General features: G+C 67.5%; 21 protein-coding genes. 3 read left to right on the top strand and 18 right to left on the bottom strand.

The features are described 5' to 3' along the window. Positions 1 to 7 precede the first annotated feature (7 nt). The 7 genes from ABZ827_RS01775 to metH form a co-directional block, all read right to left on the bottom strand. A complete protein-coding gene (locus ABZ827_RS01775; protein ID WP_357231344.1) occupies positions 8 to 271 on the bottom strand; it encodes a phosphoribosyl-ATP diphosphatase in 264 nt (87 codons plus the stop codon). Positions 272 to 415: 144 nt separating this feature from the next. Next, the gene (locus ABZ827_RS01770; protein ID WP_357231341.1) at positions 416 to 2230 is read right to left on the bottom strand and encodes a choline/carnitine O-acyltransferase; all 1815 of its coding nucleotides are present in this window, start codon (positions 2228 to 2230) and stop codon (positions 416 to 418) included. 205 nt (positions 2231 to 2435) lie between these two features. Further along, positions 2436 to 3239 (bottom strand): class I SAM-dependent methyltransferase, encoded by an 804-nt coding sequence (locus ABZ827_RS01765; RefSeq protein WP_357231338.1) that lies wholly within the window; start codon positions 3237 to 3239, stop codon positions 2436 to 2438. A gap of 47 nt (positions 3240 to 3286) precedes the next feature. Further along, positions 3287 to 4147 (bottom strand): arpA protein, encoded by an 861-nt coding sequence (locus ABZ827_RS01760; protein ID WP_357231335.1) that lies wholly within the window; start codon positions 4145 to 4147, stop codon positions 3287 to 3289. Positions 4148 to 4347: 200 nt separating this feature from the next. After that, positions 4348 to 5034, bottom strand: coding sequence for an HAD family phosphatase (locus ABZ827_RS01755; protein WP_357231332.1), 687 nt, complete (start codon positions 5032 to 5034; stop codon positions 4348 to 4350). A 111-nt stretch (positions 5035 to 5145) separates the two neighbouring features. Next, complete coding sequence (locus ABZ827_RS01750; protein WP_357231329.1) at positions 5146 to 6756, bottom strand: serine/threonine-protein kinase; 1611 nt, start codon at positions 6754 to 6756, stop codon at positions 5146 to 5148. 318 nt (positions 6757 to 7074) lie between these two features. After that, a complete protein-coding gene (metH, locus tag ABZ827_RS01745) occupies positions 7075 to 10671 on the bottom strand; it encodes a methionine synthase (RefSeq protein WP_357231326.1) in 3597 nt (1198 codons plus the stop codon). Between the two features lie 155 nt (positions 10672 to 10826). Here metH and ABZ827_RS01740 point away from each other — a divergent pair, with 155 nt between their 5' ends. After that, positions 10827 to 11714, top strand: coding sequence for a PAC2 family protein (locus ABZ827_RS01740; protein ID WP_357231323.1), 888 nt, complete (start codon positions 10827 to 10829; stop codon positions 11712 to 11714). 31 nt (positions 11715 to 11745) lie between these two features. On the opposite strand, the gene ABZ827_RS01735 is transcribed toward ABZ827_RS01740, so the two are convergent. Beyond that, complete coding sequence (locus tag ABZ827_RS01735; RefSeq protein WP_357231320.1) at positions 11746 to 12051, bottom strand: hypothetical protein; 306 nt, start codon at positions 12049 to 12051, stop codon at positions 11746 to 11748. 212 nt (positions 12052 to 12263) lie between these two features. On the opposite strand from ABZ827_RS01735, the gene ABZ827_RS01730 reads away from it, so the two are divergent. Beyond that, positions 12264 to 13496 (top strand): XRE family transcriptional regulator, encoded by a 1233-nt coding sequence (locus ABZ827_RS01730; protein WP_357231317.1) that lies wholly within the window; start codon positions 12264 to 12266, stop codon positions 13494 to 13496. A gap of 111 nt (positions 13497 to 13607) precedes the next feature. On the opposite strand, the gene ABZ827_RS01725 is transcribed toward ABZ827_RS01730, so the two are convergent. Further along, positions 13608 to 14132, bottom strand: a complete 525-nt coding sequence (locus ABZ827_RS01725; protein ID WP_357231314.1) for a M15 family metallopeptidase — start codon at positions 14130 to 14132, stop codon at positions 13608 to 13610. Between the two features lie 229 nt (positions 14133 to 14361). On the opposite strand from ABZ827_RS01725, the gene ABZ827_RS01720 reads away from it, so the two are divergent. Then, on the top strand, positions 14362 to 15294 hold the full coding sequence (locus ABZ827_RS01720) for a hypothetical protein (protein ID WP_357231311.1): 933 nt from the start codon (positions 14362 to 14364) through the stop codon (positions 15292 to 15294). Between the two features lie 58 nt (positions 15295 to 15352). On the opposite strand, the gene ABZ827_RS01715 is transcribed toward ABZ827_RS01720, so the two are convergent. From ABZ827_RS01715 to ABZ827_RS01675, 9 genes are all read right to left on the bottom strand, one after another. Continuing rightward, a complete protein-coding gene (locus tag ABZ827_RS01715) occupies positions 15353 to 15556 on the bottom strand; it encodes a hypothetical protein (protein ID WP_357231308.1) in 204 nt (67 codons plus the stop codon). Between the two features lie 81 nt (positions 15557 to 15637). Next, positions 15638 to 16210: a TetR/AcrR family transcriptional regulator gene (locus tag ABZ827_RS01710; RefSeq protein ID WP_357231305.1), complete on the bottom strand. Its 573-nt coding sequence runs from the start codon at positions 16208 to 16210 to the stop codon at positions 15638 to 15640. After that, a complete protein-coding gene (locus tag ABZ827_RS01705; RefSeq protein WP_357231302.1) occupies positions 16210 to 16629 on the bottom strand; it encodes a VOC family protein in 420 nt (139 codons plus the stop codon). Before ABZ827_RS01705 ends, ABZ827_RS01710 begins: the two co-directional genes overlap by 1 nt. Positions 16630 to 16780: 151 nt before the next feature. Next, a complete protein-coding gene (locus tag ABZ827_RS01700; protein ID WP_357231299.1) occupies positions 16781 to 17824 on the bottom strand; it encodes a fused (3R)-hydroxyacyl-ACP dehydratase subunits HadA/HadB in 1044 nt (347 codons plus the stop codon). 164 nt (positions 17825 to 17988) lie between these two features. Further along, positions 17989 to 19245 carry a KasA/KasB family beta-ketoacyl-ACP synthase gene (locus ABZ827_RS01695; protein WP_357231296.1) on the bottom strand — a complete coding sequence of 419 codons (1257 nt, stop codon included), beginning with the start codon at positions 19243 to 19245 and terminating at the stop codon, positions 17989 to 17991. Between the two features lie 559 nt (positions 19246 to 19804). After that, the gene (locus tag ABZ827_RS01690; RefSeq protein WP_357231293.1) at positions 19805 to 21250 is read right to left on the bottom strand and encodes an ATP-binding cassette domain-containing protein; all 1446 of its coding nucleotides are present in this window, start codon (positions 21248 to 21250) and stop codon (positions 19805 to 19807) included. Further along, the gene (locus tag ABZ827_RS01685; RefSeq protein ID WP_357231291.1) at positions 21247 to 22080 is read right to left on the bottom strand and encodes an ABC transporter permease subunit; all 834 of its coding nucleotides are present in this window, start codon (positions 22078 to 22080) and stop codon (positions 21247 to 21249) included. The genes ABZ827_RS01690 and ABZ827_RS01685 overlap by 4 nt, the downstream gene beginning before the upstream one ends. Continuing rightward, on the bottom strand, positions 22077 to 23018 hold the full coding sequence (locus ABZ827_RS01680; RefSeq protein WP_357231288.1) for an ABC transporter permease: 942 nt from the start codon (positions 23016 to 23018) through the stop codon (positions 22077 to 22079). The genes ABZ827_RS01685 and ABZ827_RS01680 overlap by 4 nt, the downstream gene beginning before the upstream one ends. Then, positions 23003 to 24535 carry an ABC transporter substrate-binding protein gene (locus ABZ827_RS01675; RefSeq protein WP_357231286.1) on the bottom strand — a complete coding sequence of 511 codons (1533 nt, stop codon included), beginning with the start codon at positions 24533 to 24535 and terminating at the stop codon, positions 23003 to 23005. The genes ABZ827_RS01680 and ABZ827_RS01675 overlap by 16 nt, the downstream gene beginning before the upstream one ends. Positions 24536 to 24674: the final 139 nt, after the last annotated feature.

The following is a 24674-nucleotide window of genomic DNA, read 5'->3' as shown; positions in this document are numbered from 1 at the left end:
GGGGCGTCTACAGATGTCGGTAGACGTCCTCCAGCCGCAGCCCGCGGCCCACCATCAGCACCTGCACCCAGTAGAGCAGCTGCGAGATCTCCTCGGCGAGCGCCTCGTCACCCTCGTGTTCGGCGGCCAGCCACACCTCACCGGCCTCCTCCAGCACCTTCTTGCCCTGGGTATGGACGCCCGCGTCCAGTGCGGCGACGGTACCCGACCCGGCGGGCCGGGTGGTTGCGCGATCCTGGAGCTCGGCGAACAGGGCTTCGAAAGTCTTCACGGCAGGTCATTCTTTCAGACCACCGCGCCGCGCCTCCGCTCGAGTGCGCGCGGCTGTGCCGTGGCCCTCATTCCGGCCGAGCCGGCTCGTCCGGCGCACCGCACCCGGAGCATCTCCGGGTGCGGTATCGGTACGGCGTTCACGCTATTGCTCGGCGAGCAGCGCTTCCAGCTCGGCGACCGCGCTACGCAGATGGTCGGCGAACGCGTACATCTCGTCGGCCACCTGGGCCGGCGTCGCCAGGTAGAGGTTCCATCGGTCCGGCAGCAGGACGTAAGCGACGCCGATGCATTTCGGGCTGGTGGAACCGAAACCGAAGTAGCGGATGTTCACCGATGGTGCCGAACTGGTGCTGAGGTAGTCGTCGCGCATGATCGTCCACCCGGGGCTGCCGTACAGCGGGATGGGATCGGTGATACCGAGTTCGGCTCCCCGGCGCCGCTGGATCCATTCGAGCTCCCACAGGTGCTGCTCCGGCGCCGCACCGGACTGGCACTGTTTGGCCCGCGCCACATGTGCACCCGCGGCGGCACGGGCAGCGGCGAGCTTCGCTGCGGTATCGGCCGCCGGATCCTGCATGGTGTCGACGAACGCGATCATCTCCGGAGTGATCACCCGCATGGCCTCGGTGCGGCCGTTGCGGTACTGCCGGGTCGCGATGGATTCGTAGGTGGCGCCGGTGAGCCCCTTGCTGCGGCGGTGCGCGAGCTGGTAGCTGAGCTGGGCGAATGCATCAGGGGAGATACCGAGCTGTTTGGCGCGGGTGGTCCCGAACTCGTCGAACGACACCGTGGTAGTGGCATTGTCCGCGGCGTACTGCGCGAACGCCGCACCGGCGGCGACCACCGCGGCGCGCTGCGCGGCGTCGAGCCGGAATTCGATCTGCTCGACCGGGGCGAGCCCCTGCCCCCGCGCCCCGGACCGCTCGGTATGGCCGGCGACCGGCGTCTCCAGCAGCGCGTCGACGAAGGACAGAACGGTGGTTCCGTCCAGCCCGCAGTGTTCGATATTGATCCCGGCCTGGCCGTCGGCGAACACGACGAACGACACCGATTTGTCGAACCAGCGATTGGCGCTGTCACCGTGCAGCAGGGTATCGCCGGCGTGGAGTTCGTCGCGGGGCGCGAAGTCCTCGAGGCAGACGCAGAACAGCGCCGTTTCGATCGTATCGAGCGCGGCGGCATTGTGCGGGTCGGTCAGCAGTTCGGCGCGGGCGTGCGCCCAGTCGGCGCGGGCGGCGGTGGTCAGATGCCCGACCGATGTACCGGCGGGCGCGGGCTCGGTGGCCGATTTCAGGATCACGCGCAGGCCGGCGACCAGATCCTCGAACGCGTACGGGTCGCCGTCGGGGCCCAGCACGTCCATCCGGAACATACTGCCGCGGTGCAGAACCAGGATATGGCGGGCGGTGGAGGGCCCCGGCCATTCCTCGCTGTAGGGCACGCGCACGGTGTCCTGTTCGGCACCGGGTATCCGGGTTTCGGAGAACAGATACTTGTTCTGCCACATCGACAGCCGCTGTCCCCGCTGGGTGACCGGGGGGATCTCCTCCCGGTCCAGCGCGACCTTGTAGTCGAGGGCGGCCGAGACCAGCGCCGCTGCCCGATCGGCCTGCCCCGCCGCGGTGGAAGCCGCCAGCGCGGTGTCGTTCCGGAACAGGAAGAAGAAGTTGGCGTTCAACGCGATCCGGTCGCGCCTGCCCAGGTACCGGGAGGGCCAGAACCGGTCCAGCCAGCTGCCCACACCCGGGGTCTCCTCGTATTCGCGCAGAGCCGCGTGCAGGGTCCGTCCGGCGCCGCCGGGGCGCAGTAGGTCGGCCACGGCTTCCTCGGTGACCGCCAGTTCCTCGGCGGTCAGCAGGGGCGAACACCATTCGACGAAGCGCTCGCAACTGTCTTCGAGGGTCGGCAGCGGGACCCTGGGCAACTGGTCCTCGGCGGCAAAGGTGCTTTCGGTCAAGTCGTCTCCTGTATTTTTGGCGCGCCTCCGGCGCGCGGGGTTTCGGCCCTCCTTGGGCCCTGCTTTCAGCCCTCGAGACTCGCGGCTGCGCCGCATGCGCTTCGAGGGCTGAAAGCAGGGCCGGGCCGAAACCTACAAGGGCCTCGTAAGACTCGGCACCGCCGCTGGGCACGTTCAGGTCGGCACGGGCCCGGCGGGGCTGGGGCTACGAAATCGGGCGGGACACATATAGGTTGGCATACAGCATGCCCTCGTCCTCCAGGCCGGCCGTATCGATGCCGTTGGCGGTGAGGTTTTCCAATACCTGTGCGCGTTCGGCGTCCGATGCGAACCGGCGCTGGGCGAACTCGCCCGGCATCCGCTCCGTGCGGTAACCCAGTGCGGCCAATTCCGCCTCGATCGGACCGAAACCGTACATACGCAGGACGAAGTGCGCCATCCAGGGTCTGCGGTCCGGGTGGGCGGTGGCGATTCGGGCGATGGTTTTCTCGGTGACATAGCCGATACAACCGGTCGAGATCACCAGATCGGCCGAGGCGAGGATGGCGCGCTGCTCGTCGGTGGGGTCGGCGGCCTCGAGATCGGCGTGCACCACGGCATCCAGCAGTCCCGCCGCGTAGCCGTATTCCAGGGCCGGCCCGGAGGCGTCCATTCCGATGAACCGGACCCCCGGCAATGCGTCGGCATCGCGGATGCGGTCGCGGTCACGGTCGATGAGATCCTCGGTTCCGAGGCCGGGTTCGACATAGGACCGCGTCAGCTCGGCGAGGCCGGTATCCAGGCGCAGCAGCGCGGCGTTCACACCGTACGAGCAACCGATATCGAGCACCGCGGGTGCGGTCTGCGTGGCCACTTGGTATGCCAGGATCTGCTCTCGCAGATAAGGTTTCGCCAATTCCGGTATGCAGTAGCCCAGTTCGGACATCCGGGCGTAGTAGTCGCGGGGATCGGGCCTCGAGTAGATATCGTCGAAGGAAGCTTTCCCGGTGGTGTGCAACGGCACTGGCACGTTGTGTTCCTCTCGGTAGGGCGGTACCCACTCGATCGTGTACCTGATCAATCGAGCAGCCGGTCACCTCGGACGGCATCCGCCGCCGCGTGATGATCCGGGAGCACCCGCCCGAACAGCTGGCGGGTGCGTTCCACGGTGCCGATGACACCGGGGCGGTCACTGTAGGCGAAGATCGCCGTATGCCGAGGGGTTGTGCCCCGCACCGGGGAAACCCGGTGCAGCGAATACCTTCCCTGGAAAAGCTGCAGATCGCCGGGCCGCAACTCCAGCCGCCGGACCAGCCTGTCGCCCGACCCGGTCAGCACCGCGTGGACGTCGTCCAGGTTCTCGGTGCGCGGGGACCGGATGTTCGGGCAGTATTCGAACACGCCCCCGGACTCCGGCGCCGCCGTGAGCATGCTGACAGTGAACTCGTTGGTATCGAAATGCCATGGATGCGCGTTGCCCGGTGCCACCACATTCAGGACGAGACCGGCCAGCGGATCGGCGAATTCGTGCAGTTCCTCCCGGCCGAAGCAGTCGGCGAGGAATCGCTGGAACTCGGGCGTGGTGTACAGCTGCTGGATCAGTGAATCGGCGGGAATCCGATCACGCGGGACGAAGGCGTTACCGCGTTCGAAGATGATCCGGCCGGGATGATCCGCGGGTAGATCGGTATCGAGCGGAATGTTGTAGGCGTTGACCCGTTCGGTGCGGTAGTAGGCGTGCGGCGCCATCCGCTCGCCCTGGCCGGACAGCAACGCGTGCAGCTCCGGTCTGATGAACTCACGCAGTACGGTGCACCCGTCCTCCGCGAGGTCGGCTCGCGCGGCGGCCACCGCGGCACGCCAGCCGGGCGTACCGGGCTCCGCGAGCGGATAGCGGGAGGTATCGACGATTTCGTCCAAGGTCACCGTGGCGGCCATAGCGATATTGTTATCGCGGAATGCGCGACACGCCCGGCGAATGCCGGATATACCCGGTGAGACCGGTCACGGACCGTTCGGTCTTGTTGATTCGCAACACTATTCGTTCGAAAAGACTGTCATTCCCCACCACGGGGTCCGAGTTGTCATCGGAACAGCCGGCGTTCGGGCACCCGGCCTCCCGGTCCGTCCGGGACCGATCACTCTCCGACGGGTTGCCGCAGACGCCGCGACAAACACGTCTCCAAGTCGGTTGCGGCCAATCCGATCAGGCTGTCCCGATGCACCCGGGACGGGTCGAGGGGGACCGGAATCTCGCACGGCACCACCAGCACCCCGCATCCCGCCGCCGCGGCCGCCGCTACTCCGGTGGCCGAATCCTCGACCGCCACACAGTCGCGCGGGTCCAGTCCGAGCAGTTCCGCCGCCCGCAGATAGACAGCCGGGTCGGGCTTTCCGCGCGGTACCTCGTCGCCACACACCGAGACGTCGAACCGGTCCCGTCCCAGAGTTTCCAGGGCCAGTTCGGTGAGCGAACGCTTGGTGTTGGTCACCAGTGCGCAGGGCAAGCCCGCGGCGCGGACCATATCCAGCGCCTCCGCCGCACCCGGCCGCCACGGAATAGGCCCGGTCATGAGTTCGGTGACCCGCCGCTCCAGAAAGTGCCCGGCCTCCTCCACCGCCGAAGGATATGGCTCGAGCCCCAGCTCGGTGAACATGATCCGCAGGGCATCGGCCCCCGACGCGCCGATGAGCGCGTGCCGGATCTCCTGGGTCATCTCCCGCCCCAGTTCCCGGGCCAGCTCACGGACGCCGATATCCCAGAGCTTCTCCGAATCGAGCAGGGTGCCGTCCATATCCCACAGCACCCCGGCGAGCTGGGCCATACCCTCGGACCTTTCGTTCACGATGGATCGTGCCGGGTCACGGCATACGCCGGAAACCCCCGGCCGACGGTAGGCCGATCAGGGCGGCGGCGGCAAACCCGGTTGCCCGGATCACAGCAGCTCGGACGCGGTGATGACCAGATGCCCGCCGGCGGGCACCACCCGGAAGGACCGGCTCTCCGACTGCACCGATCCGTCGCTCATCGTGTACGTCACCGTCGCGACCGCGGAGCCGTCGCCGGACGGGCGGACCGAACCGATACCGACCGAGCCGATGGTCGACCAGAACTGGGTGTATGCGGCGAAACCGCCCGTGGCGGCCTGGTATTCGGGAGACAGCTGCGCCCACGCGGCCGACGGGTTGCCGGGCAGCATGCCGTAGTAGCCGCGGACGAACTGTTCCACGCGCGCGGCCGAGGGCGGGCCGGTTTCGGTGGTGGTCGTCGTGATCGTGGTGGTGGGCGCGGCACTGGTGGCCGACGGCCGGTCACCGGGCTCGGGCCCCTCGTCCGCCGAATCGGTCACCTGTGGGGCGGCCACCTCGCTGGTGCCCGGGGTCCCGGCGGTGGTCTCGCCGCCGTTGTTGGCCAGCGCCAGGCCCACCACGACCACCAGTACGAGCGCCGCGGCCCCCGCCAGCACGGCGGTCCGGGTCCTGGTGCCCGACCGGGAGCCGGACGCGGGACTGCGTGACGCGGACGGAGGGCCCGCATATGCGGGACCGGAAGCGCGCGGCTGCCCGCCGCGGAAAGCGGCCGGTGCGGCCGCGGGAACAGGAGCGTCCGGCCGGGGCGCGGCCGGACCGGGATCCGGATCGTGCTGCGACAGTGGGGTCGTCGCGGCGAGCGTGGGCGGCAGCACCTTCGTCACAGCGGGCGGCGGCGCATCGGCCGGTTCCGGCGCCCGGCCGGTGGCCACCTCTTCGAGCATGACGCGCGCCTCGTCCATGGTGGGCCGGTTCGCCACCTCGGTCTCCAGCAGCCGCATCAGCACCGGCCCCAGCGCACCGGTACCGGTGGGCGGTTCGACCTGTCCCCCGGCGACCGCGTGCAGCACTGCCAGCGGATTGTCACCGTCACCGAAGGGCGGGCGTCCGGTGGTCGCGTGATAAAGCGTCGAACCGAGCGCGAACACGTCCGACGCGGGTATCGGCTGTTCCCCGCGCGCGACTTCGGGGGCCAGATAGGCGGGGGTACCCGCCAGGAAACCCGTCGCGGTGACAGTGACGTCACCGGTGGCCCGAGAGATTCCGAAATCGGTGATCTTCACGGTGCCGTCGTCACCCACGAGGATATTGGCCGGTTTCACGTCCCGGTGCACGATGCCGGCGTCGTGGGCGGCGGTGAGGGCGGCGGCCGCCTGGGCACCGAGTTCGGCCACCTTCAGCGGTGCGAGCGTGCCGTCGAGATTCAGCCTGCTGGCCAGGCTGGGCGCGTTCATGTACTCCATCACCAGCCACGGCTGGCCGTCCTCGTCGGCCACATCGAAGACCGAGATGGCGTTCGGATGGTGCAGGCGCGCGGCGATGCGACCCTCGCGCAGTGCGCGTTTGCGCGCCTCGGCAGTCTGCTGTTCGGTCAGGTTCGGTCCGAGCAGCACCTGTTTGACCGCGACGGTGCGCTGCAGCCGGATATCGAGGGCACGCCACACCACACCCATGGCGCCGGTGCCGATGGGATCTGTGAGCCGATACCGTCCGGCGATCAGCCGATCCTTGCTCATCTCTGTCGTGGCCCCTTCTGTTCGCCGCCGAGTCGTCCAGCACTCCGCGTATCACAGGCGGCTGCCTACGGTCCCGCTTCGACCCGGCGCGTACTTCGCACCCGAACGGCACGGTTCGGACTTCTGGTTCCGCGGGAACCTCGGCGGAAATTCCTGGAAATCGTACGCTTTGGTACCGGGAACACCTGCGGGCAGTACGCGATTACAGACCTGCTCACGCGCCGGTTACCTGCGGTTTCCGGATCTTGCCCCGGCACGGACGGCATCGGCCGCGCCGGTAAGTGACCACAATCACATAGGCCGAGGGTTTAGTTCGGCTCAGGCATTGAAGTATTTCGCCTCCGGGTGTAGAAGGACGAACGCGTCGGTGGACTGTTCCGGATGCAGCTGCAGTTCCTCGGACAATGTCACCCCGAGCCGCCCCGCGTCGAGCAGATCCACCAGCTTGGCCCGATCCTCGAGATCCGGGCAGGCGCCGTAACCGAAGGAATAGCGAGCACCCCGGTAACCGAGTTTGAAGTAGTCGGCCACATCGGCCGGATCGGATTCGGCGACGGCGTGCCCGTCCAGCGTGAGTTCTTCGCGGATCCGGCGATGCCAGTACTCGGCGAGTGCCTCGGTCAGCTGGACTCCGATTCCGTGCACCTCCAGGTAATCCCGGTAGTTGTCGGCGGCGAACAACTCGTTGGCGAAGTCGGCGATCGGCTGCCCCATGGTGACCAGCTGGAAGGGCAGCACATCGACCTGCCCGGTCTCCCGGGCGTGCTCGCGGGACCGGAGGAAATCGGCGACGCACAGGAACCGGTCCCGCTGCTGCCGCGGGAAGGTGAACCGGTACCGCTGCGGCGCATCGGGTTCCGGTTCGGTGAGCACCACCACATCGTCGCCCTCGGAGACCGCCGGGAAGTACCCGTACACCACGGCGGCGTGCTGCAGGACGCCCTCGGTGCTGAGCCGGTCGATCCAGGCCCGCAGCCGCGGGCGGCCGTCGCTTTCCACGAGTTCCTCGTAGCTGGGCCCGTCGCCGCCGCGCTGGCCGCGCAGCCCCCATTGGCCGAGGAACAGCGCCCGTTCGTCCAGCAAACCCGAATACTCGTGTACCGGCAGGCCCTTCACCACGCGGGTACCCCAGAACGGCGGCACCGGGACCGGCACATCGGCGGCCACATCCGAGCGGGCCGGGACCTCGATCGGAACCTCGGCGGCCCGCCGCTGTTCGGCGATGCGCTGCGAACGTTCGTGGCGGGCTTTGCGTTCGGCGGCCTTCTTGCGCTGCGCGACGGCTTCGGGACTGTCGGGGTCGAGGCCCGCGCCGCGTTTGACGGCCATGATCTCGTCCATCAGCCGCAGGCCTTCGAACGCGTCCCGGGCGTAGTGCACATCGCCGTGGTAGACATCGGTGAGGTCGTTCTCCACGTAGGAGCGGGTGAGCGCGGCACCGCCGAGCAGGACCGGGAACTGATCGGCCACTCCCCTGGTGTTGAGCTCCTCCAGGTTCTCCTTCATCACCACGGTGGATTTCACCAGGAGCCCGGACATTCCGATCACATCGGCCTTCTTGTCCAGCGCCGCGTCGAGAATGCTCGCGATGGGCTGTTTGATACCGAGGTTCACCACCTCGTACCCGTTGTTGGACAGGATGATGTCCACCAGGTTCTTGCCGATATCGTGCACATCGCCCTTGACCGTGGCCAATACGACGCGACCCTTGCCGCTGTCGTCGGTGGCCTCCATATGCGGCTCCAGATGCGCCACGGCGGCCTTCATGACCTCGGCGGACTGCAGTACGAACGGAAGCTGCATCTGCCCCGACCCGAACAGTTCGCCGACGGTCTTCATCCCGGACAGCAGGGTCTCGTTGATGATCTTCAGCGGCGGTACTTCCCGCATCGCCTCGTCGAGATCGGCGTCCATCCCGGCCTTCTCACCGTCGACGATGCGCCGCTCGAGTCGTTCGAACAAGGGCAGCGCGGCCAGCTCGTCGGCGCGCGAAGCCCGGGAATCGGCGGCCGATACCCCCTCGAAGAGTTGCATGAGCTTCTGGAGCGGGTCGTATCCGTCGCGGCGACGATCGTAGACCAGATCCAGGGCGGTATCGCGCTGTTCGTCCGGTATCCGGCTCATGGGCAGGATCTTCGAGGCATGCACGATGGCGCTGTCCAGGCCGGCCTGGACGCATTCGTTCATGAACACCGAGTTCAGGACCTGCCGCGCGGCAGGATTGAGACCGAAGGAGATATTCGACAGACCCAGAGTGGTCTGCACCCCGGGGTGGCGGCGTTTGAGTTCCCGGATCGCCTCGATCGTCTCCAGACCGTCGCGCCGCGATTCCTCCTGGCCGGTGCCGAGAGTGAAGGTGAGGGTGTCGATGATGATATCGCCGACGTGCAGCCCCCAGTTGCCGGTGATGTCGGCGATCAGCCGCTCGGCGATGGCGACCTTGTGCTCCGCGGTACGGGCCTGACCCTCCTCGTCGATGGTCAGCGCGACCACCGCGGCACCGTGTTCGGCGACCAGGCTCATGGTCTGCTGGAACCGCGAATCGGGGCCGTCGCCGTCCTCGTAGTTCACCGAGTTCACCGCGCAGCGGCCGCCCAGATGTTCCAGCCCGGCGCGCAGCACGGGCGTTTCGGTGGAATCGAGCATGATCGGCAGGGTGGAGGCGGTGGCCAGCCGTGAGGCCAGCTCCGACATATCCGCGCTCCCGTCGCGGCCGACGTAGTCGACGCAGAGGTCGAGCATATGGGCGCCGTCGCGGGTCTGGTCCTTCGCGATATCGAGGCATTTGCCCCAGTCCTGGGCCAGCATCGCCTCACGGAACGCTTTCGACCCGTTGGCGTTGGTCCGTTCCCCGATCATCAGCACGCTGGCGTCCTGCCGGAACGGCACCGCGGTGTACATACTGGCGATACTCGGCTCCGGCTGGGGTGCGCGGCGCTGCCCGACAGGCGGCAGCGTCGGTTCGACCTCGCGGACCGCCGCCGCGACCTGCCGGATATGTTCCGGCGTGGTCCCGCAGCAGCCGCCGACCAGCGCCAGGCCGTAATCGGCGACGAAACCGCGCAACGCCGCGGCCAGTTCCTCGGGAGTCAGCGGGTACTCGGCACCGTTCGCGCCCAGCACCGGCAACCCCGCGTTGGGCATCACCGACACCGGGATCCGGGAATGCTGGGACAGGTAGCGCAGATGTTCGCTCATCTCGTCCGGCCCGGTGGCGCAGTTGAGACCGATCAGATCGATCCCGAGGGGTTCGAGCGCGGTGAGCGCCGCGCCGATCTCGCTGCCGACCAGCATGGTGCCCGTGGTCTCCACGGTGACGTGGGTGATGATCGGGATCCGGCGCCCGGCCTGCTCCATCGCCCGGTGGCTACCGGTGATCGCGGCCTTGACCTGCAGCAGGTCCTGGCAGGTCTCGACGAGCACCGCATCGGCTCCGCCGTCGAGCATGCCCAGCGCGGCCTCGGTGTAGGCGTCGCGCAAACTCGCGTACGGGGCGTGCCCCAGCGTGGGCAGTTTGGTCCCCGGGCCCATCGAGCCGAGTACATAACGCGGCACCCCGTCGGGGCCCGGCCCCATTTCGTCGGCTACCTCGCGAGCCAGCCGGGTGCCCTTCTCGGACAGGTCCCGGATCCGGTCCGCGATATCGTAGTCACCGAGGTTGGGCAGGTTGCAGCCGAAGGTGTTGGTTTCCACGGCGTCGGCGCCGGCCTCGAAATACGCCCGGTGGATATCGCGCAGTACCTCGGGGCGGGTGTCGTTGAGGATCTCGTTGCAGCCTTCCAGACCGCGGAAATCGTCGAGGGTGAGGTCCACTGCCTGCAACATCGTGCCCATCGCACCGTCGCCGATGACGACACGCTTGCTGAGCGTGTCGAGCAGGGTGGTATCGAACTCGGCGGGGCGGAAGGCAGACATGGTCCCAGAGTAGTGGGCGCCACCGACGGCCTGTTCGCCAGTTCACAACCCTGTGCGGCCGGCCACAGCCGATCGTGCCCTCGCGGAGCGGCCGCGACAGGCGCGGGGGCACGATACTGCGCGCCGGTTGCTACCCGCACCGTAGGCTCACTGGGGTGAGCTCGAGTGAATCTCCGGTGGATCGGGAACTGCCCGCGTTGCGTAGCCCGGTGCTCGTTGCCGCCTTCGAGGGCTGGAACGACGCTGGTGACGCGGCCAGCGGGGCGGTCGAGCATCTGGAGTTGATCTGGGATGCGCGGCCGCTGGCCGAACTCGATTCCGAGGACTATTACGACTATCAGGTGAACCGGCCGATGGTCCGCCAGGTGGAGGGAGTCACCCGGGAGATCGTCTGGCCGGCGACGGTGTTGTCGGTATGCTCCCCGCCCGGCAGCGAACGCGATGTGGTCCTGCTGCGCGGTATCGAGCCGAATATGCGGTGGCGGCGTTTCTGCTCGGACCTGTTGGAGCTGATCGATCAGCTCGGAGTGGAGACGGTGGTCATTCTGGGCGCGCTGCTGGCGGACACCCCGCACACCCGGCCGGTGCCGGTGACGGGTTCGGCCTACAACCAGGAAGCGGCCGAGCGGTTCAACTTGGAACAGACCCGCTATGAAGGCCCCACCGGTATCACCGGAGTGCTCCAGGACCAATGCGTGAAGGCCGGTATCCCGGCCGTCTCGTTCTGGGCGGCGGTACCGCATTATGTCTCGCAGCCGCCGAACCCGAAGGCGACTATCGCACTGTTGCACCGGGTGGAGGACGTCCTCGATATCGAGGTGCCCCTGCGCGAACTTCCGCAGCAGGCCGAGGAGTGGGAGTCGACGGTGAACGAGATGACCGAGGCCGACGACGAAATCGCCGAATACGTCCGCTCGCTGGAGGAGCGGGGTGATGCCGCGCTCGATGTGAACGAGGCCATGGCCAAGATCGACGGTGATGCCATCGCGGCCGAATTCGAGAAGTATCTGCGCCGGCGGGGGCCCGGCGGCTTCGGGCGCTGAGGGGGGTACGCCGAGCCGCCGGGCCGCCGGTTCAGCCCGCTACCGACCAGATTCGGGCGGCAGCGTCACTGGCCAGTTTCGCGATGAGCAGTTCGCGTGGAATGGTCTGGCCGGTGAGGTGATCGAGCGAGGGCACCACCACATGGTGGGCATCCGCTCGTTTGAGTTCCCGGGTCAGTTCGGCGAATGCCGTTCCGTCACCCGCATGTGATTCGTGGAATGTCGCGGCGAAGCAGAGTCCGTGGGCATCGGCCAGCTCGCGTAGCGCGGCCTCCATATCATCGCCGTCGCCCGCGGCCAGATCGTCGCGTAAATACCCATATACCAACGCTTCCACCCGAACCTCCTGAATCCTTCCCCGCACGAGGCGGGGAACCATTTCCTGCTCCGGGATCTCGACCCGCATTCGCGGGGGTGTTGCTTGAACCGGCACAGAGTCGGTCCGATTCGAGCATGACCGACGGTCACAGGGGGCAGAAGAGGTCATGCGGGGGACATCTGGATGCCCTCAGGGGTCCACGAAAAGTTTGCTGGTGCAATACTGGCGGCGTGACTGCTGCTGAAGATCGTCCGCTGTGGGCCATCCGGATGCGCTCGGAACGCGATGCGCGTGGGTGGTCACAAGCCGAGGCGGTACGCGCGCTACGCGCCAAATCCTCCCATAACCTTCCGACCGACAGCACCCTGCTACGCAATTGGCGGCGTTGGGAATCGGGCGAATCCCGCCCCGACGATTTCTACGCTCCCCTCATCGCCGCCGCCTTCGATACCGCCGCCGCGGCCTTCTTCCCCAAGGCCCGGCCGAGCCGCGACGACGAATTGCTCACCGCCACCGGGATGGACACGCTCGAGTTCATGGGCCGGCTACGGATGTCCGATGTTTCGACCGCCACCCTCGACGCCGTCCGCATCACCGCCGAACGACTGTGCCGCGAATACGCTTCGACCGACGCGCACGAACTCCACCGCGAGGCATCCGGGTGGCTACGCCGGATCGCCGCCCTGCTCGACAGCCGGCTGACCCTCGCCCAGCACAAGGAGGTGCTGGAACTGGCGGGCTGGGTCGCACTGCTACTGGGCTGCCTCGAATACGATCTGGGCCGCCGCGGCGGGGCCGAGGCAACCCGGCGGGCCGCCCGCTCTCTCGGCCTGGAATCCGGACATCCCGAAATCATCGGCTGGAGTTCGGAATTGGCAGCCTGGTTCGCACTGACCCAGGGCAACAATCGCGGTGTCATCCAGGCGGCCGAGGCTGTACCACCGGAATGCGCGAACACCGGTGTGGGAGTGCAGCTCGCAGCGCAGCGCGCCAAGGCCTGGGCGCGGCTCGGCGATCGCACCGCGGTGGACGCGGCCTTGGCGGAAGGCCGGACGCTGCTGGACCGGCTCGGCCATCCGGAGGACCTGGAGAATCATTTCGTCGTCGATCCGCAGAAGTTCGATTTCTACGCGATGGACTGCTGCCGGGTCGTCGGTGACGATGTGCGGGCCGAACGTTTCGCCCGCGCGGTCCTGGCCGATTCCACCACCCTGGACGGCACCGTCCGCAACCCGATGCGCGTCACCGAGGCCCACCTCACGCTGGCGATGGTCGCCGCCCGCGGACGCGACCTGGATCTCGCGGTCTCCGAGGGCCTGTCCGCGTTCGAGGCGAAACGCCGGTCACTGCCCTCACTGTTGAGCATCGGCGGGGAGGTCGGCCGCGAACTGCTCGCCCATTTCCCGGACGACCCGCGGACTCGCGAATATCTGGAAGAACTTCGGGCCCTCTCCAGCGCCTGAGACCTGTCCCGCCGGAGCCGGATCCGTACCGGCGGGTCAGCCGGATTCGGTACACCCGCAGCGGTGTGCCGAATATCGGTGCGCACCCACGTTCCGACTCGAACCCACACCTCAGCGATGGGCGGCATCCGGCACCCGGGGTGGGCAGGCCGTACCGGGAACGGTGACCAGCTCGAAATGCCACCACTCGTTGTCGAAGGTGCGGCACAGACCCCAGCGGTTGCCGTTGGCCTCCAGCCAGGCCGCACCCTCCCGCGGCGCAACGTCGACCGCCCGGCCGGTGACATGCGTGGACTCCTCCGGCGGGAGCACCCAGCGGCGGGTCTCCTCCGGCGTTCCGTAGGTACGCAGCCCGTCCTCCCACATCGCCTGCTGGTCGGCCGGGCTGCGATAGCCGGAGTTGATCGTCATCGGCACACCGCCGGCGTGCGCTTCCTGCTCGGCCATCGTGTACGCGAGGGCCAGCAGCGGGTCGAGTCCTTCGGTGCCGGCCGCCGCCACCTCGGTGAGCGGCGGTACCGGGAACGGGGAAGCGGCAGCTTCGGCACCGCCGAAGGCGAGACCACCGAGTGCGACCGCTCCCGATACAACCGCCGCGGCGGTGCGGCCGGATAATGCGCGCAAGCGGAGGGGCATGCGGATGATCTTATCGACCGCGGCGCTCCCGACCAGCAGCGTTACCCATGCGCTGCACAGATGAGACCCATCCTCGCTCCAGAAATCCCGGCGTGCGATCGGGTAGATCGTCCTATCCGGTCGGGACGCCACGCCCGTTCAGGTCCGAACGACGCGCCGAAAATCGAACACGCCGAAAATCGAACACACTTTCTAACGTAACCCCGAGTAACTCGGATACGTTCCCCGCATGGTCGGCTCCTCACATGAGGCGATGCACCGCCTCATCCAAGACAACCCCGGCGTTTTCGCACGAGCGTTCCGGGCCCTCGGGCTCCCCTTCGACGACCCCGCCGAAGTCACGGTCTTCACCAACGACCTCACCGAGATCCGTCCCCTCGAACGCAGAGTCGACACGCTGCTCCAGATCACCACCGTGCGCGAGGGCCCATTCCTGCTGCTGGTCGAAGCACAGAACAAGAAGGATCCGGACAAGCCCAGCGCATGGGCCTACTACCTGGCCCATCTGCACGAGAAATACCGGCTACCGGTCGTGCTGCTCGTCGTCTGCCGCGACACCACGACCGCCGAATGGGCCACCGAACCGATCACCATCGGTCTACCGCAATGGACCAGTATCACCGTTCACCCCCTCGTCCTCGGCCCCCACAACGTCCCGATCGTCACCGACATCGCCGTCGCGGCCGCCGATATCCCCCTGGCCGTACTATCGGCGATCACCCACGCCAAGAACCGCAGTATTGATGCGATACTGAAAACACTCGCCGAGGCCCTGCACGAACTCGACAACGAAGAAGACTTCCACGTCTTCGCCGAACTCACCGAACTCGGTCTCGGCGCGACCCGAGCCGCGAAAACCTGGAGCAAACTGATGAGCGTGGACCTGTCGTTCTACCGATCACGGACCTCCCAGCGCCTGCGCGCGGAAGGACGCACCGAAGGACGTGTAGAAGGCCGCGTAGAGGGACGTGTCGAAGGCCGTGTAGAGGGACGTGTCGAAGAGGTGATCGACAAAACCCTGCGCCTGCTGGAAGCTCGCGGAATCGATATCCCCACCCCGGCCAGGCAACGTATCCGCGCCTGCACTGACCTCGAGGTGCTCGACAGCTGGTTCGACCGGGCCATCATCGCCACCGATATCGATGAGGTCTTCGCCGACTAGCGCCTGGTTCGGGAGCCGGCGGCGGCTGGCCAGTCCAGGACGTGAGCGAGGGTCGAGCCTACAGTGAGCCGGCAAGTTCCCCGGCCAATTTCAGCGTCCTGGCGCGGGCGAACTCGCCGACGGCACGGACGCGCAGCGCGAAGGCGACCTGCGTGCAGATGTTCCGCCGGCCGAGGTGGTGGGGGTGCTCAATGTGGCGGTCTGCCGCTGCGGCGCCCGTGCCGACGATCACCTGACCCGCGTACTGCTCGACGGTTTGCATACACGTCCGTCCGCCTAGCTCATCTCAGCAGACCGTGTGCCGCGGCAGGGGACCGCACCGGGCGACACACGCCGCAAAGGGTCACGACTTCCGGCGGATGGCTGCCAGCACCGTGTCCACCGACTGGTCGGCGAGCGTGTCGGGGAGCGGCAGGTGCCCGAACAGCGCGCGGAAGTAGATCGGCGCGGCGACCGCGTCGAGCACGAAGCCGATATCGATATCCGGGTCGATTTCCCCGCGGTCGATTGCCGAGCGCAGTGCGCGGGCCGTGGTGTCGCGCCGTGGCCCGAAGACTCTGGACCACAGTCGTTCACGTAATTCGGGGTCGGCGGAGAGGTCGGCGACCAGCGCGGGCAGCACACGACCCAGCGAGGTGTCACGCACCGCCACAACGAGTTCGCGCATGGAACCGACGAGATCCGCGCGGAGATCGCCGGAATCGGGCGTGGGTTCGAGCCCGAGGAGGTCGGCGACGACATCGACCACGAGATGCCGCTTCGACGGCCATCGCCGATAGATCGCCGGGCGATGGATACCGGATTCGGTGGCGACCCGGCCGATGGTCATCCCCGTGTACCCCTCGGCGTCGAGGAGGGCGCGGGCGGCGGCCAGCACCGCCGTATCGATCCGGTTGTCGCGGACTCGGCCCGCCATCAGAACACCGGCTGCGGCATCAATACCACCTGCCAGCCGTCGGGGTCCGCGAAGGCGATCGCGCCGTTGGCGGCCCAGTACGGATTCTCGGTCGGCACCGGTTCGGCGCCGAACTCCCCCAGCCGCTGCACGGTTTCGTACATCTTTGCTTCCGAGGCGAAGTACAGCACGAGCAGATTGTCGGCGCTCGGCGCGTCACCGGGACTGCCGTCGGTGTGAGTGGTGAATTCGAGATGATAGTCCGCGCCCGGCAGTCCCAGCATCACGCCGTCGTAGCCCTCGTGGTTCTCGAATCGGTGCAGTTCGTTCAGGCCGAGACCGTCCGCGTAGAAGCGGATCATCGCGTCGAGGCGATCGGTAGGACGGGCGAATCTGACTTGGACCACACCCAAGGTGCTGGACCAGGTGTCTGTAGTCATACCTATTACAGTACGGTACGTACCGTAATATTCCTGGGCGCAGGCACGAGCCGTTCGATTGCCGAGCCCGGATTCCGGACGGGAAGGGCCGGCACCGTCACGGCCATCGCAGCACCGGGCAGTATCGAGCTGAGCTCTCGGGACAGCGTGACTATGCGAGGCGGACTTCGGCGGTGGCGAGGCCGAAGACTTTGCGGCCCGCCGATTTGGCGACGATGACGACCACAGCGCTCTTGGTCTCGGGGTCGACCGATTTCACGCGCCCGGTGAACTCGAGGCTTCCGGCGGAGCCGGATTCGACGACCGTGTAGTTCGACAGCCGGACCCCGTACCGGATGATCGCTCCAGGGTCGCCGAGCCAGTCGGTGACGAATCCCGCTCCCAATCCCATGGTGAGCATGCCGTGCGCGATCACATCCGGCAGACCCGCGAGCGCGGCGACCCCGTCGTGCCAGTGGATCGGGTTCGCGTCACCGGAGACTCCGGCGTAATTCACCAGATCCCCCCGCGTCAGCCGTACGGTGCGCGTGGCGAGCTCGTGCCCGACCGTGATGTCCTCGAATCGGATCGTGGTGCGCGGGATACGCGTCCGGGAGATCGTGGAAAGTCGCGGGCCGATCGCCGAGACCGGATTCTCGGCCGAGAGAGTGTCCACATCATCGGGCGTGACCGAAGCCCAGGCGGGCGTTCCGACACCGTGCATGATCACGCGCTCGATCGTGGCGCTGACGCCGGCGTCGACCTCCTCACCGGTGATGCCGACGACCGTCGTGTGCATGATGTGCACGACGTCGCCGGATTGATCGGTAAACGTGTTGGTGATGGTGATCAGGTCTTTGCCCGCTATGCGGCGCACCGACGAGAGTTCGACATCACTGATCAACCGGTCGCCCATAAGGACCGGTTTGTGCAGTTCGAAGACCTGATCGGTCTGCACGAAAACGTCGTAGCCGGTCATGACGGTCTCGAAAAGTCTTCGGTTCGCCAGCATCGCGGCGATCGAGATGAACGTGGTCGGCGCGACCAGGCCGTCATGCCCGAGCTCCCAGGCAGCGTCCTCGCTCCAGTGAGCCGGATGGAAGTCCTGGACAGCTCGCGCGTACTCACGGATCTTCTCCCGCCCCACCTCGTAGTAGTCGTCCGCACGGTAGCGATACCCCACCAGCCCAGCGATATCGAACGCTGCTTCCACCAAGGCCCTCCTCGGTCCAGGATTCCTGCGATACTCGTAACCGCCGCTACGAGCGCCCTCACCCTTCCATACGATTCGGCGCGCGGGGGCAGGAAAAACGATTGTTGCGATACGTTCGCTACGCACGGAAAAGGGCGCCCAGCGAACGGCCGGGCCGGCACTCGCCTTCAGCGCCGGCCGAAGGCGAGGGCGACGTTGTGGCCACCGAATCCGAACGAGTTGTTGATCGCGTAGTCGATCCGGCCGTGCCGGGGTGTGCCGGTGACGATATCGAGATCGACGGCGGGGTCCTGATTGTCCAGGTTCAGCGTCGGTGGGATGACTTCGTCGCGGATGCTGAGAACAGTCAACGCTGATTCGAGGGCACCGGCGGCTCCGATCGAATGGCCGAGCGCCGATTTCGGCGCGTACACCGCAGGGTGGGTACCGACCGCCTGATTGATCGCGGAGGCTTCGGCGGTATCACCGATCGGTGTCGCGGTGGCGTGCGCGTTGATATGGGTGATGTCCTGTTTGTTCAGGCCCGCGGTATGCACAGCGCGGGTGATCGCGCGTGCCGCGCCGGTACCCTCCGGGTCGGGCGCGACGAGATGGAATCCGTCGGAGGTGATACCGGCGCCGAGCAACCGCGCGAGTACGGTAGCGCCCCGCGCCCGGGCATGTTCCTCGGTTTCGAGGATCAGGAGCGCGCCGGCTTCGCCGAAAACGAAACCGTCGCGGTCGGAATCGAAGGGCCGCGAGGCAGCTTTCGGATCGTCGTTACGAGTGCTCATCGCGCGCATCATCGTGAATGCCGCTGTCGGGACAGGATCGATATAGCCTTCGACGCCACCGGCGACGACGATATCCGCATCGCCCATGACGATCATCTGCCATGCCCGCGCGATCGCTTCCGAACCGGACGAGCAGGCCGATACCGGGGTGACCACCCCGGCGCGGGCCCGGAGTTCGAGACCGACCACCGCCGCCGGGCCGTTGGGCATCATCATCTGCACAGCGAGCGGCGAGACCCTCCGATAGCCCCCGGCCTCGAGCGCGTCGCGAGCCTCCACGAGAGCGTCGCCCCCGCCCTGCCCTGTGCCGATCGCGACCGCGAGTCTGTCCCGATCGACCTCCGGGCTGCCCGCGTTTCGCCACACTGTTCGCCCGAGCACCGTAGCCAGCTGTTCCACATACGCCAGGCGGCGCAATTCGACCCGGGTCAGCAGGGTTTCGGGCTTGACCTTCAACGGCCCGCCGATCCGCACCGGCAGATCGTGTTCCCGCACCCACGGCTCGTCGAGCCGGCCGATACCGGACTCGCCGGCCAGCAGACCCGCCCAGGTGCCGTCGATATCACCGGCGATCGATGTCGAGGCTGCCAGCGCGGTGACGACGACGTCCGGGAATCTGCCGTCGACCGCGAACGGATTACGAAGCTGCACTACGTACCTCCTGGTTCGCCGCAGCAGGCGGAGTCGGCCATGCCGCGATCTCCATCATTCGAGTTCCCGCGAAACACTTCTCACCACACTCATGCCGAATCGGCCGGAGGAAACCGGTCCACCTATCGGGAAGCGATCGTCCGGATTGTCCGCCCGGACACGGCGCCGGTCCGGCACCGCCGCCGCACCAGGTACGCCGAAAACCTCGCGGCCCGTGGGGTATGTCGTTCTCCCATTCGGAGGCAGCACCGCACGCCCGGCGCCCCGGAACCCCTGCGCCGCCGGTTCACCGATAACCGAACAGCCGACCGTATCGGGGGCACCGCCTGGCACAACCGCCACCGGCGAAGACGTCCTCGACGCCGCACCATACCGTGCCCGCCGCGGAGCGTCGGGCGGTTCCGCACTTTCCGGGATCAGATGCTCCGGCAGCGGAGGCGATCAGTGACGGGCCGGCACCCGTCGAGCGGGGCGAGTAGGCCCGGATCGTCGGCGGTGGCAGCGTCGACGGCCCACGGAAGCTGTACCCGGCCGTCGCGCACGGCCCGGGTCGCGACAATCAGGCGAGCAGTGCTTTCGTATGCGACGTACTGGGGTCGGCCAGGATGGTGGCGGTATCGCCTGCCTCTACCACCGTCCCGGCGGCGAGGACGAGCATCCGGTGAGTATGTCCGGCCACTACCGACATGTCATGGCTGATGAGGACAACACCGATGCCGCTGTCGGTGCGCGTGCGTTCGACAACACCCATGATCGCGGCGGCCGTTTCGGCATCGAGCGCGGAGGTGATCTCGTCGCAGATCAGGACCTCCGGCGCGGCGGCGAGAGCGCGGGCGATCGCGATCCGCTGTCGCTGACCGCCCGAGAGTTCATCCGGGTAGCGACTCAGTAGGCCCGGGTCGAGGTCGACAGTGTGCATCAATGTTTCGGCGCGCGCGGCGATTTCACGGGAGCGTACGCCGATCATCCGCAGCGGACGCGATACGGCCTGCAGCACAGTATGTTTCGGGTTGAGTGTGGAGAGCGGGTTCTGCGGGATGAGCTGGATGCGGCGGCGGTCGCGACGGGATCGGCGCGCACGCCCGACACCCAGCCCGCGGCCGTTCACCGCGAGGGTCCCCGACGCCTCGGTGTGCAGGCCCGCGAGGACCCGCGCGAAGGTCGTCTTACCCGCTCCGGAGGGACCCACGATCGCGACCGATTCCCCGGCTCCGACAGTGAGATCGACCGATTCCAGCAGTATCCGGCCACCCGCTCGCGCGGATATCGTCTTCGCGCGGAGTGCGATCTCGTCGCCCGCGGGGCGATCGGGTAGCACCGATATCGTCCGGAGCAGTGTGGTTGCCCGGGGCTCGCCCAGGGAGACCACGTCATCGGCCAACCGGTGCAAGGTCGCGGTGTCGTGGCCGGATACCAGCACCGCGACCTTTTCCTCGGCGGCCAGCGATCGCAGCAGATCCGCGATGTCGTTGCGCAGTTGTCCGTGCAGGCCGGCGAGTGGTTCGTCGACGACGAGTACACCGGCCGCGCGAACCAGCGCCAGCGCCAGCGCCAGCCGGCGCTGTTCACCACCGGACAATTCGCCAGGCCGGCTGCGCAGCAGACGCTCGGGCAGACCCACTCGCTCGAGCGCCGCGACCTGTTCGGCGCGGGTAGGCCGATACGCCGCCTCGGCGAACAGGGAACGGATCCGCATGGCCGGGTTCAGCGCGGCGCCCGGATCCTGGCCGACATAGGCCAGATGCTCGCGGCGGAAGGACTGCAAGCTCTCGCGTTCCAAGGCGAAGACATCCTGACCGCGGACGTGAACCGAACCGCTCGCCCGCACCGTGCCCGCCGCCAGGTGGCCCAGTACCGCCCGCATGAGGGTCGTTTTACCCGCTCCGGACGGACCGGTGAGCGCCGTGATCGCGCCCGGCGGAACCCGGAGCGAGGTGGGTGCCAGCAGTTCGGCGCCGGCGACCGTACGCACCGCGAGTTCCTCGACGATCACCCCGGTGGTCATACGCTGCGCCTCCCCCGGCCGAACGCCGCCACGGCGCAGTTCACGCTCACCGCGAGCAATCCGATGGCCAGGCTCGGTGCCAGCACCGCCGCGGGGTTGAGCAGGATTCCGGAGGCGTTCTCACGGACCATGACCGCCCAGTTGGCGTCGCCGAGGGTGGTCGGCAACCGCAGAAACGCCGCGGTGCTCACCAGATACATCGCCTCTACGAAACGCAGGCCCAATTGGGTGAGTAGCGTTTCCCGCAGGTTGGGCAGCAGCTCCCGGGCCACGAGATAGGCCACACCCTCCCCGCGGCCACGAGCAGCCTCGATGAAACCGGATGCCGCCACCCCGGCGGCGGCCGCCGCGAAAACACGTGCGGTGTAGGGCGTCCCGGCGATCACGCATACGGCGATCAGCCCCACCGCACCGGATTCCGGCCAGGACAGCATGAACAACAACATCGCCAGCACGGGCGGTAGGAGCATGCCCAGGTCCGCGGACCGCTCGATCCACGCACCCACGCTGGGATACAGCGCGGCGACGGATCCGAGCACTGCCGCGCATCCCGTCACCAGCAGGGCGATGATCACCGCGACCAGCAACAGGCCCCAGCCGCCGTGCAGCAGCTGACTCAGCACATCGTGGCCGAGCCGGTCCCCGCCGAGCCAGGCATCTCCGGTCGGTTCCGCGAAGGTGATACCCACCGCGTGATCGACGGTATGCGGGGCGAAAACAGGGCCGAGGATCGCGAGGGCGACCACGAACGCGGCGGGCAGCGCGGAAAGCCGAATCCGGCGGGAAACCGCCGGGGAACGGAGCCGGCGCGATGTGGTCGGAACTGTCACCGTCTACCTCGGTTCGACCAGGCCCGGATGGCGTCGGCCACCAGCAGAATGCCCATGATCGTCGCCCCCGTGACGGCGACGACGGCCGCGACCAGAGCGGTATCCCGGTCGGATACCGACCCCGCGACCAAGGCACCCATACCCGGATAGTTGAAGATCGTCTCGACGACGAGCGCTCCGCCGAACAGGGTGCCGACAGAGGTAGCGAACGATATCGCGATGGTCGGCAACGCGAACGGCAGTACGTGGCGCAGCAGCACCGTCCGCTCCGGCAGTCCGTTCAGTACCGCGTTTTCCACATGCGGTGCGGAGGCGGCATCGGTGACCGCGCCCCGCACGACCCGGAGGTTCCAGCCCGTCTGCGGTATGGCCAGGGCCAGCACGGGCAGGATCAGCATTTCCGCACCGGCCGGGTATCCGGACCGGCCGGTGAAGGTCACCGCGGGCAGCCAATCCAGCCACAGGGAGAAGACGAGTACGAGCAGTGTCGCTGTGACGAATTCGGGCACCGCGATCACGAAGGCCGATCCGGGCCGGAGTGCGCGCGCGGCGATTCCGGTGGGCCGCGCGGCCCACCACAGGCCCAGCAGTAGCGCGACCGTCACCGTGACCAGCAGGGCGATCGAAGCCAGCAGCAGAGTTTGCGGGAACGTGTCCGCCAGCAGATCGTTCACCGATTGCCCGCGCGCAGTGGTCCCGAAATCACCCGTAACCGCACCACGGAACCAGTCCCAGAAGCGGGCGGGCAGCGGCCGATCCAAGCCGAGTTCGTGCTCCGCGGCCGCCACCCGCTCCGCGCTCGCATCCCGCCCCAGCACGGCCCGGGCCGCGTTACCGGGCAGCAGATCGACGACCACGAACACCACTGCGAGCAAGGTGATCAACAGGCCGATCCGGCGCGCCACCACCGCGGCGAATCCGATCAACTCGACAACCACGCCCGCTCGAGCTGTACCCGGCCGTATCCGCCCAGGGTCGGCAAGCCGTGCACGGACCGAGTAGCGATATCGATACCGTCGGCCATCCCCCACACGATGTATCCGCCGTGATCGTGCTGGATCTCCTGGATCTCCCGGCAGGCCGCGGTGAACTCCGCACCGGGCGGCGCGGCGAGGGCGGCGGTATAGGCCTTGTCGAACGCGGGGTCGCGAAAGCCGGTCTCGTTCCATTTCGTACGCGAATACATGACCTTGCTGGCGAAGAATACGACCGAATCGTTGGTGCCCCAGTTCACCGTGTACAGCGGTGCCGTCAGCCAGGTCTCGTCGTAGAACGCGTTCGCCTCCTGCACGACGACCTCGATCTGCACCCCGATATCGGCCGCCTGGCTCGCGAAAACCTTCGCCGATTCGACCTCGCCCACCGCTTCCTGTTTGGTCAGCAGGCGATAGGTCTTCGCGGTGTCGAATTTCGCGTCGGTGAGCAGTCGCCGGGCGCGGTCGAGGTCGCGAGGGCGCTGCGGGATCGACGTATCGTATTCCGGGTCGGCGGTGCCGAGGATATCGTTGGCGACGGTGCCGTACCCCGACAGCACCTGCGCCACCATCGCTTCGCGATCAACCGCGAGCCGCAGCGCCTCCCGCACCCGCGGATCGGCGAAGGGCCCGTCGGAGGTGCGCATGGCGATCGCCACCGCGATATCGTCCGGACGCCGGATCACCTCCAGCCCGTCCCGCGATTCCGCGGCCCGCCCGGCCACGGCGCCCACGCCGGACGCGAGATCGATCTGCCCCGCCATGATCGCGTTGGCCATCGAGTCGGGACTTTCGAACAGCGTGACCTCGATGGCGTCCAGCAACGGCGCCTCCCGGTACCAGTTCTCGTTGCGCACCAGACGAGCGTTGCCGTTGTCGTAGGACTCCAGCCGGAACGGTCCGGTGCCCACCGCCGCGGTGAAATCGGTGGTCCCCGCGGGCACCACGAACGTCATCATGCGCAGCAGCAGCGGTAATTGACTGTTCGGGGCCGCGCAGGTCAGCACCACCGCATTCGCACCGGCGGGCTGGATATCGTCGCCGGACGGCACGGGCACCTTGGTTTCGCCCGCGATCTCCCGCAACCGGCGCAGTGACCAGACGATATCGTCGGAGGTCACCGGCCGTCCGTCGTGGAAGCGCGCCCCCTCCGCGATCGTGAAGGTCCACTTCCGCTGCCGCGCATCGGCTTCCCACCGCGACGCCAGCCGGGGAGCTACATTCGGATCCGCGCCGGGAACGGTCAGCGGATCGTAGACGAGCGAGGCGATCAGGAAATCGCTCTCGTTGCTCAATGTCTGATGCGGGTCGCGCTCGATTTTGGACACTTTCCCGATCGCACCGACCCGCAACGTTCCACCTCGCTGCGGCGGACCGTCGAACCCCTCGGCGGGTGACGAACCGTCACCACAGCCGGCAACCACAAGTACCGCGCCCAACCCCAGGCCGACCTTGAAGATATGACGTCTGTTCAAATCCACAGTTCGACCTCATCCAGCGCGATCCAAGGTTAGCCTCTGCTAACTGGAATGAGGGTATCGCCGTGACTGCAAGCCGGGCAACACTTCACCGGATCCCGACCGCGCCCCGCCCTGCCGGGAGTTCCAGGACCGACCGGCC

It is taken from the genome of Nocardia sp. NPDC019395 (assembly GCF_040632335.1).
Taxonomy (GTDB): Bacteria; Actinomycetota; Actinomycetes; order Mycobacteriales; family Mycobacteriaceae; genus Nocardia.
This window is presented reverse-complemented; position numbering and strand designations above follow the sequence as displayed.

Excerpts from the sequence above, each read along its gene's own strand:
- ABZ827_RS01760 (WP_357231335.1), bottom strand. The coding sequence starts at position 4,147 with ATGGCCGCCACGGTGACCTTGGACGAAATCGTCGATACCTCCCGCTAT.
- ABZ827_RS01755 (WP_357231332.1), bottom strand. The coding sequence starts at position 5,034 with ATGGCCCAGCTCGCCGGGGTGCTGTGGGATATGGACGGCACCCTGCTC.
- ABZ827_RS01750 (WP_357231329.1), bottom strand. The coding sequence starts at position 6,756 with ATGAGCAAGGATCGGCTGATCGCCGGACGGTATCGGCTCACAGATCCC.
- metH (WP_357231326.1), bottom strand. The coding sequence starts at position 10,671 with ATGTCTGCCTTCCGCCCCGCCGAGTTCGATACCACCCTGCTCGACACG.
- ABZ827_RS01725 (WP_357231314.1), bottom strand. The coding sequence starts at position 14,132 with ATGCCCCTCCGCTTGCGCGCATTATCCGGCCGCACCGCCGCGGCGGTT.
- ABZ827_RS01720 (WP_357231311.1), top strand. The coding sequence starts at position 14,362 with ATGGTCGGCTCCTCACATGAGGCGATGCACCGCCTCATCCAAGACAAC.
- ABZ827_RS01715 (WP_357231308.1), bottom strand. The coding sequence starts at position 15,556 with ATGCAAACCGTCGAGCAGTACGCGGGTCAGGTGATCGTCGGCACGGGC.
- ABZ827_RS01710 (WP_357231305.1), bottom strand. The coding sequence starts at position 16,210 with ATGGCGGGCCGAGTCCGCGACAACCGGATCGATACGGCGGTGCTGGCC.
- ABZ827_RS01705 (WP_357231302.1), bottom strand. The coding sequence starts at position 16,629 with ATGACTACAGACACCTGGTCCAGCACCTTGGGTGTGGTCCAAGTCAGA.
- ABZ827_RS01690 (WP_357231293.1), bottom strand. The coding sequence starts at position 21,250 with ATGACCACCGGGGTGATCGTCGAGGAACTCGCGGTGCGTACGGTCGCC.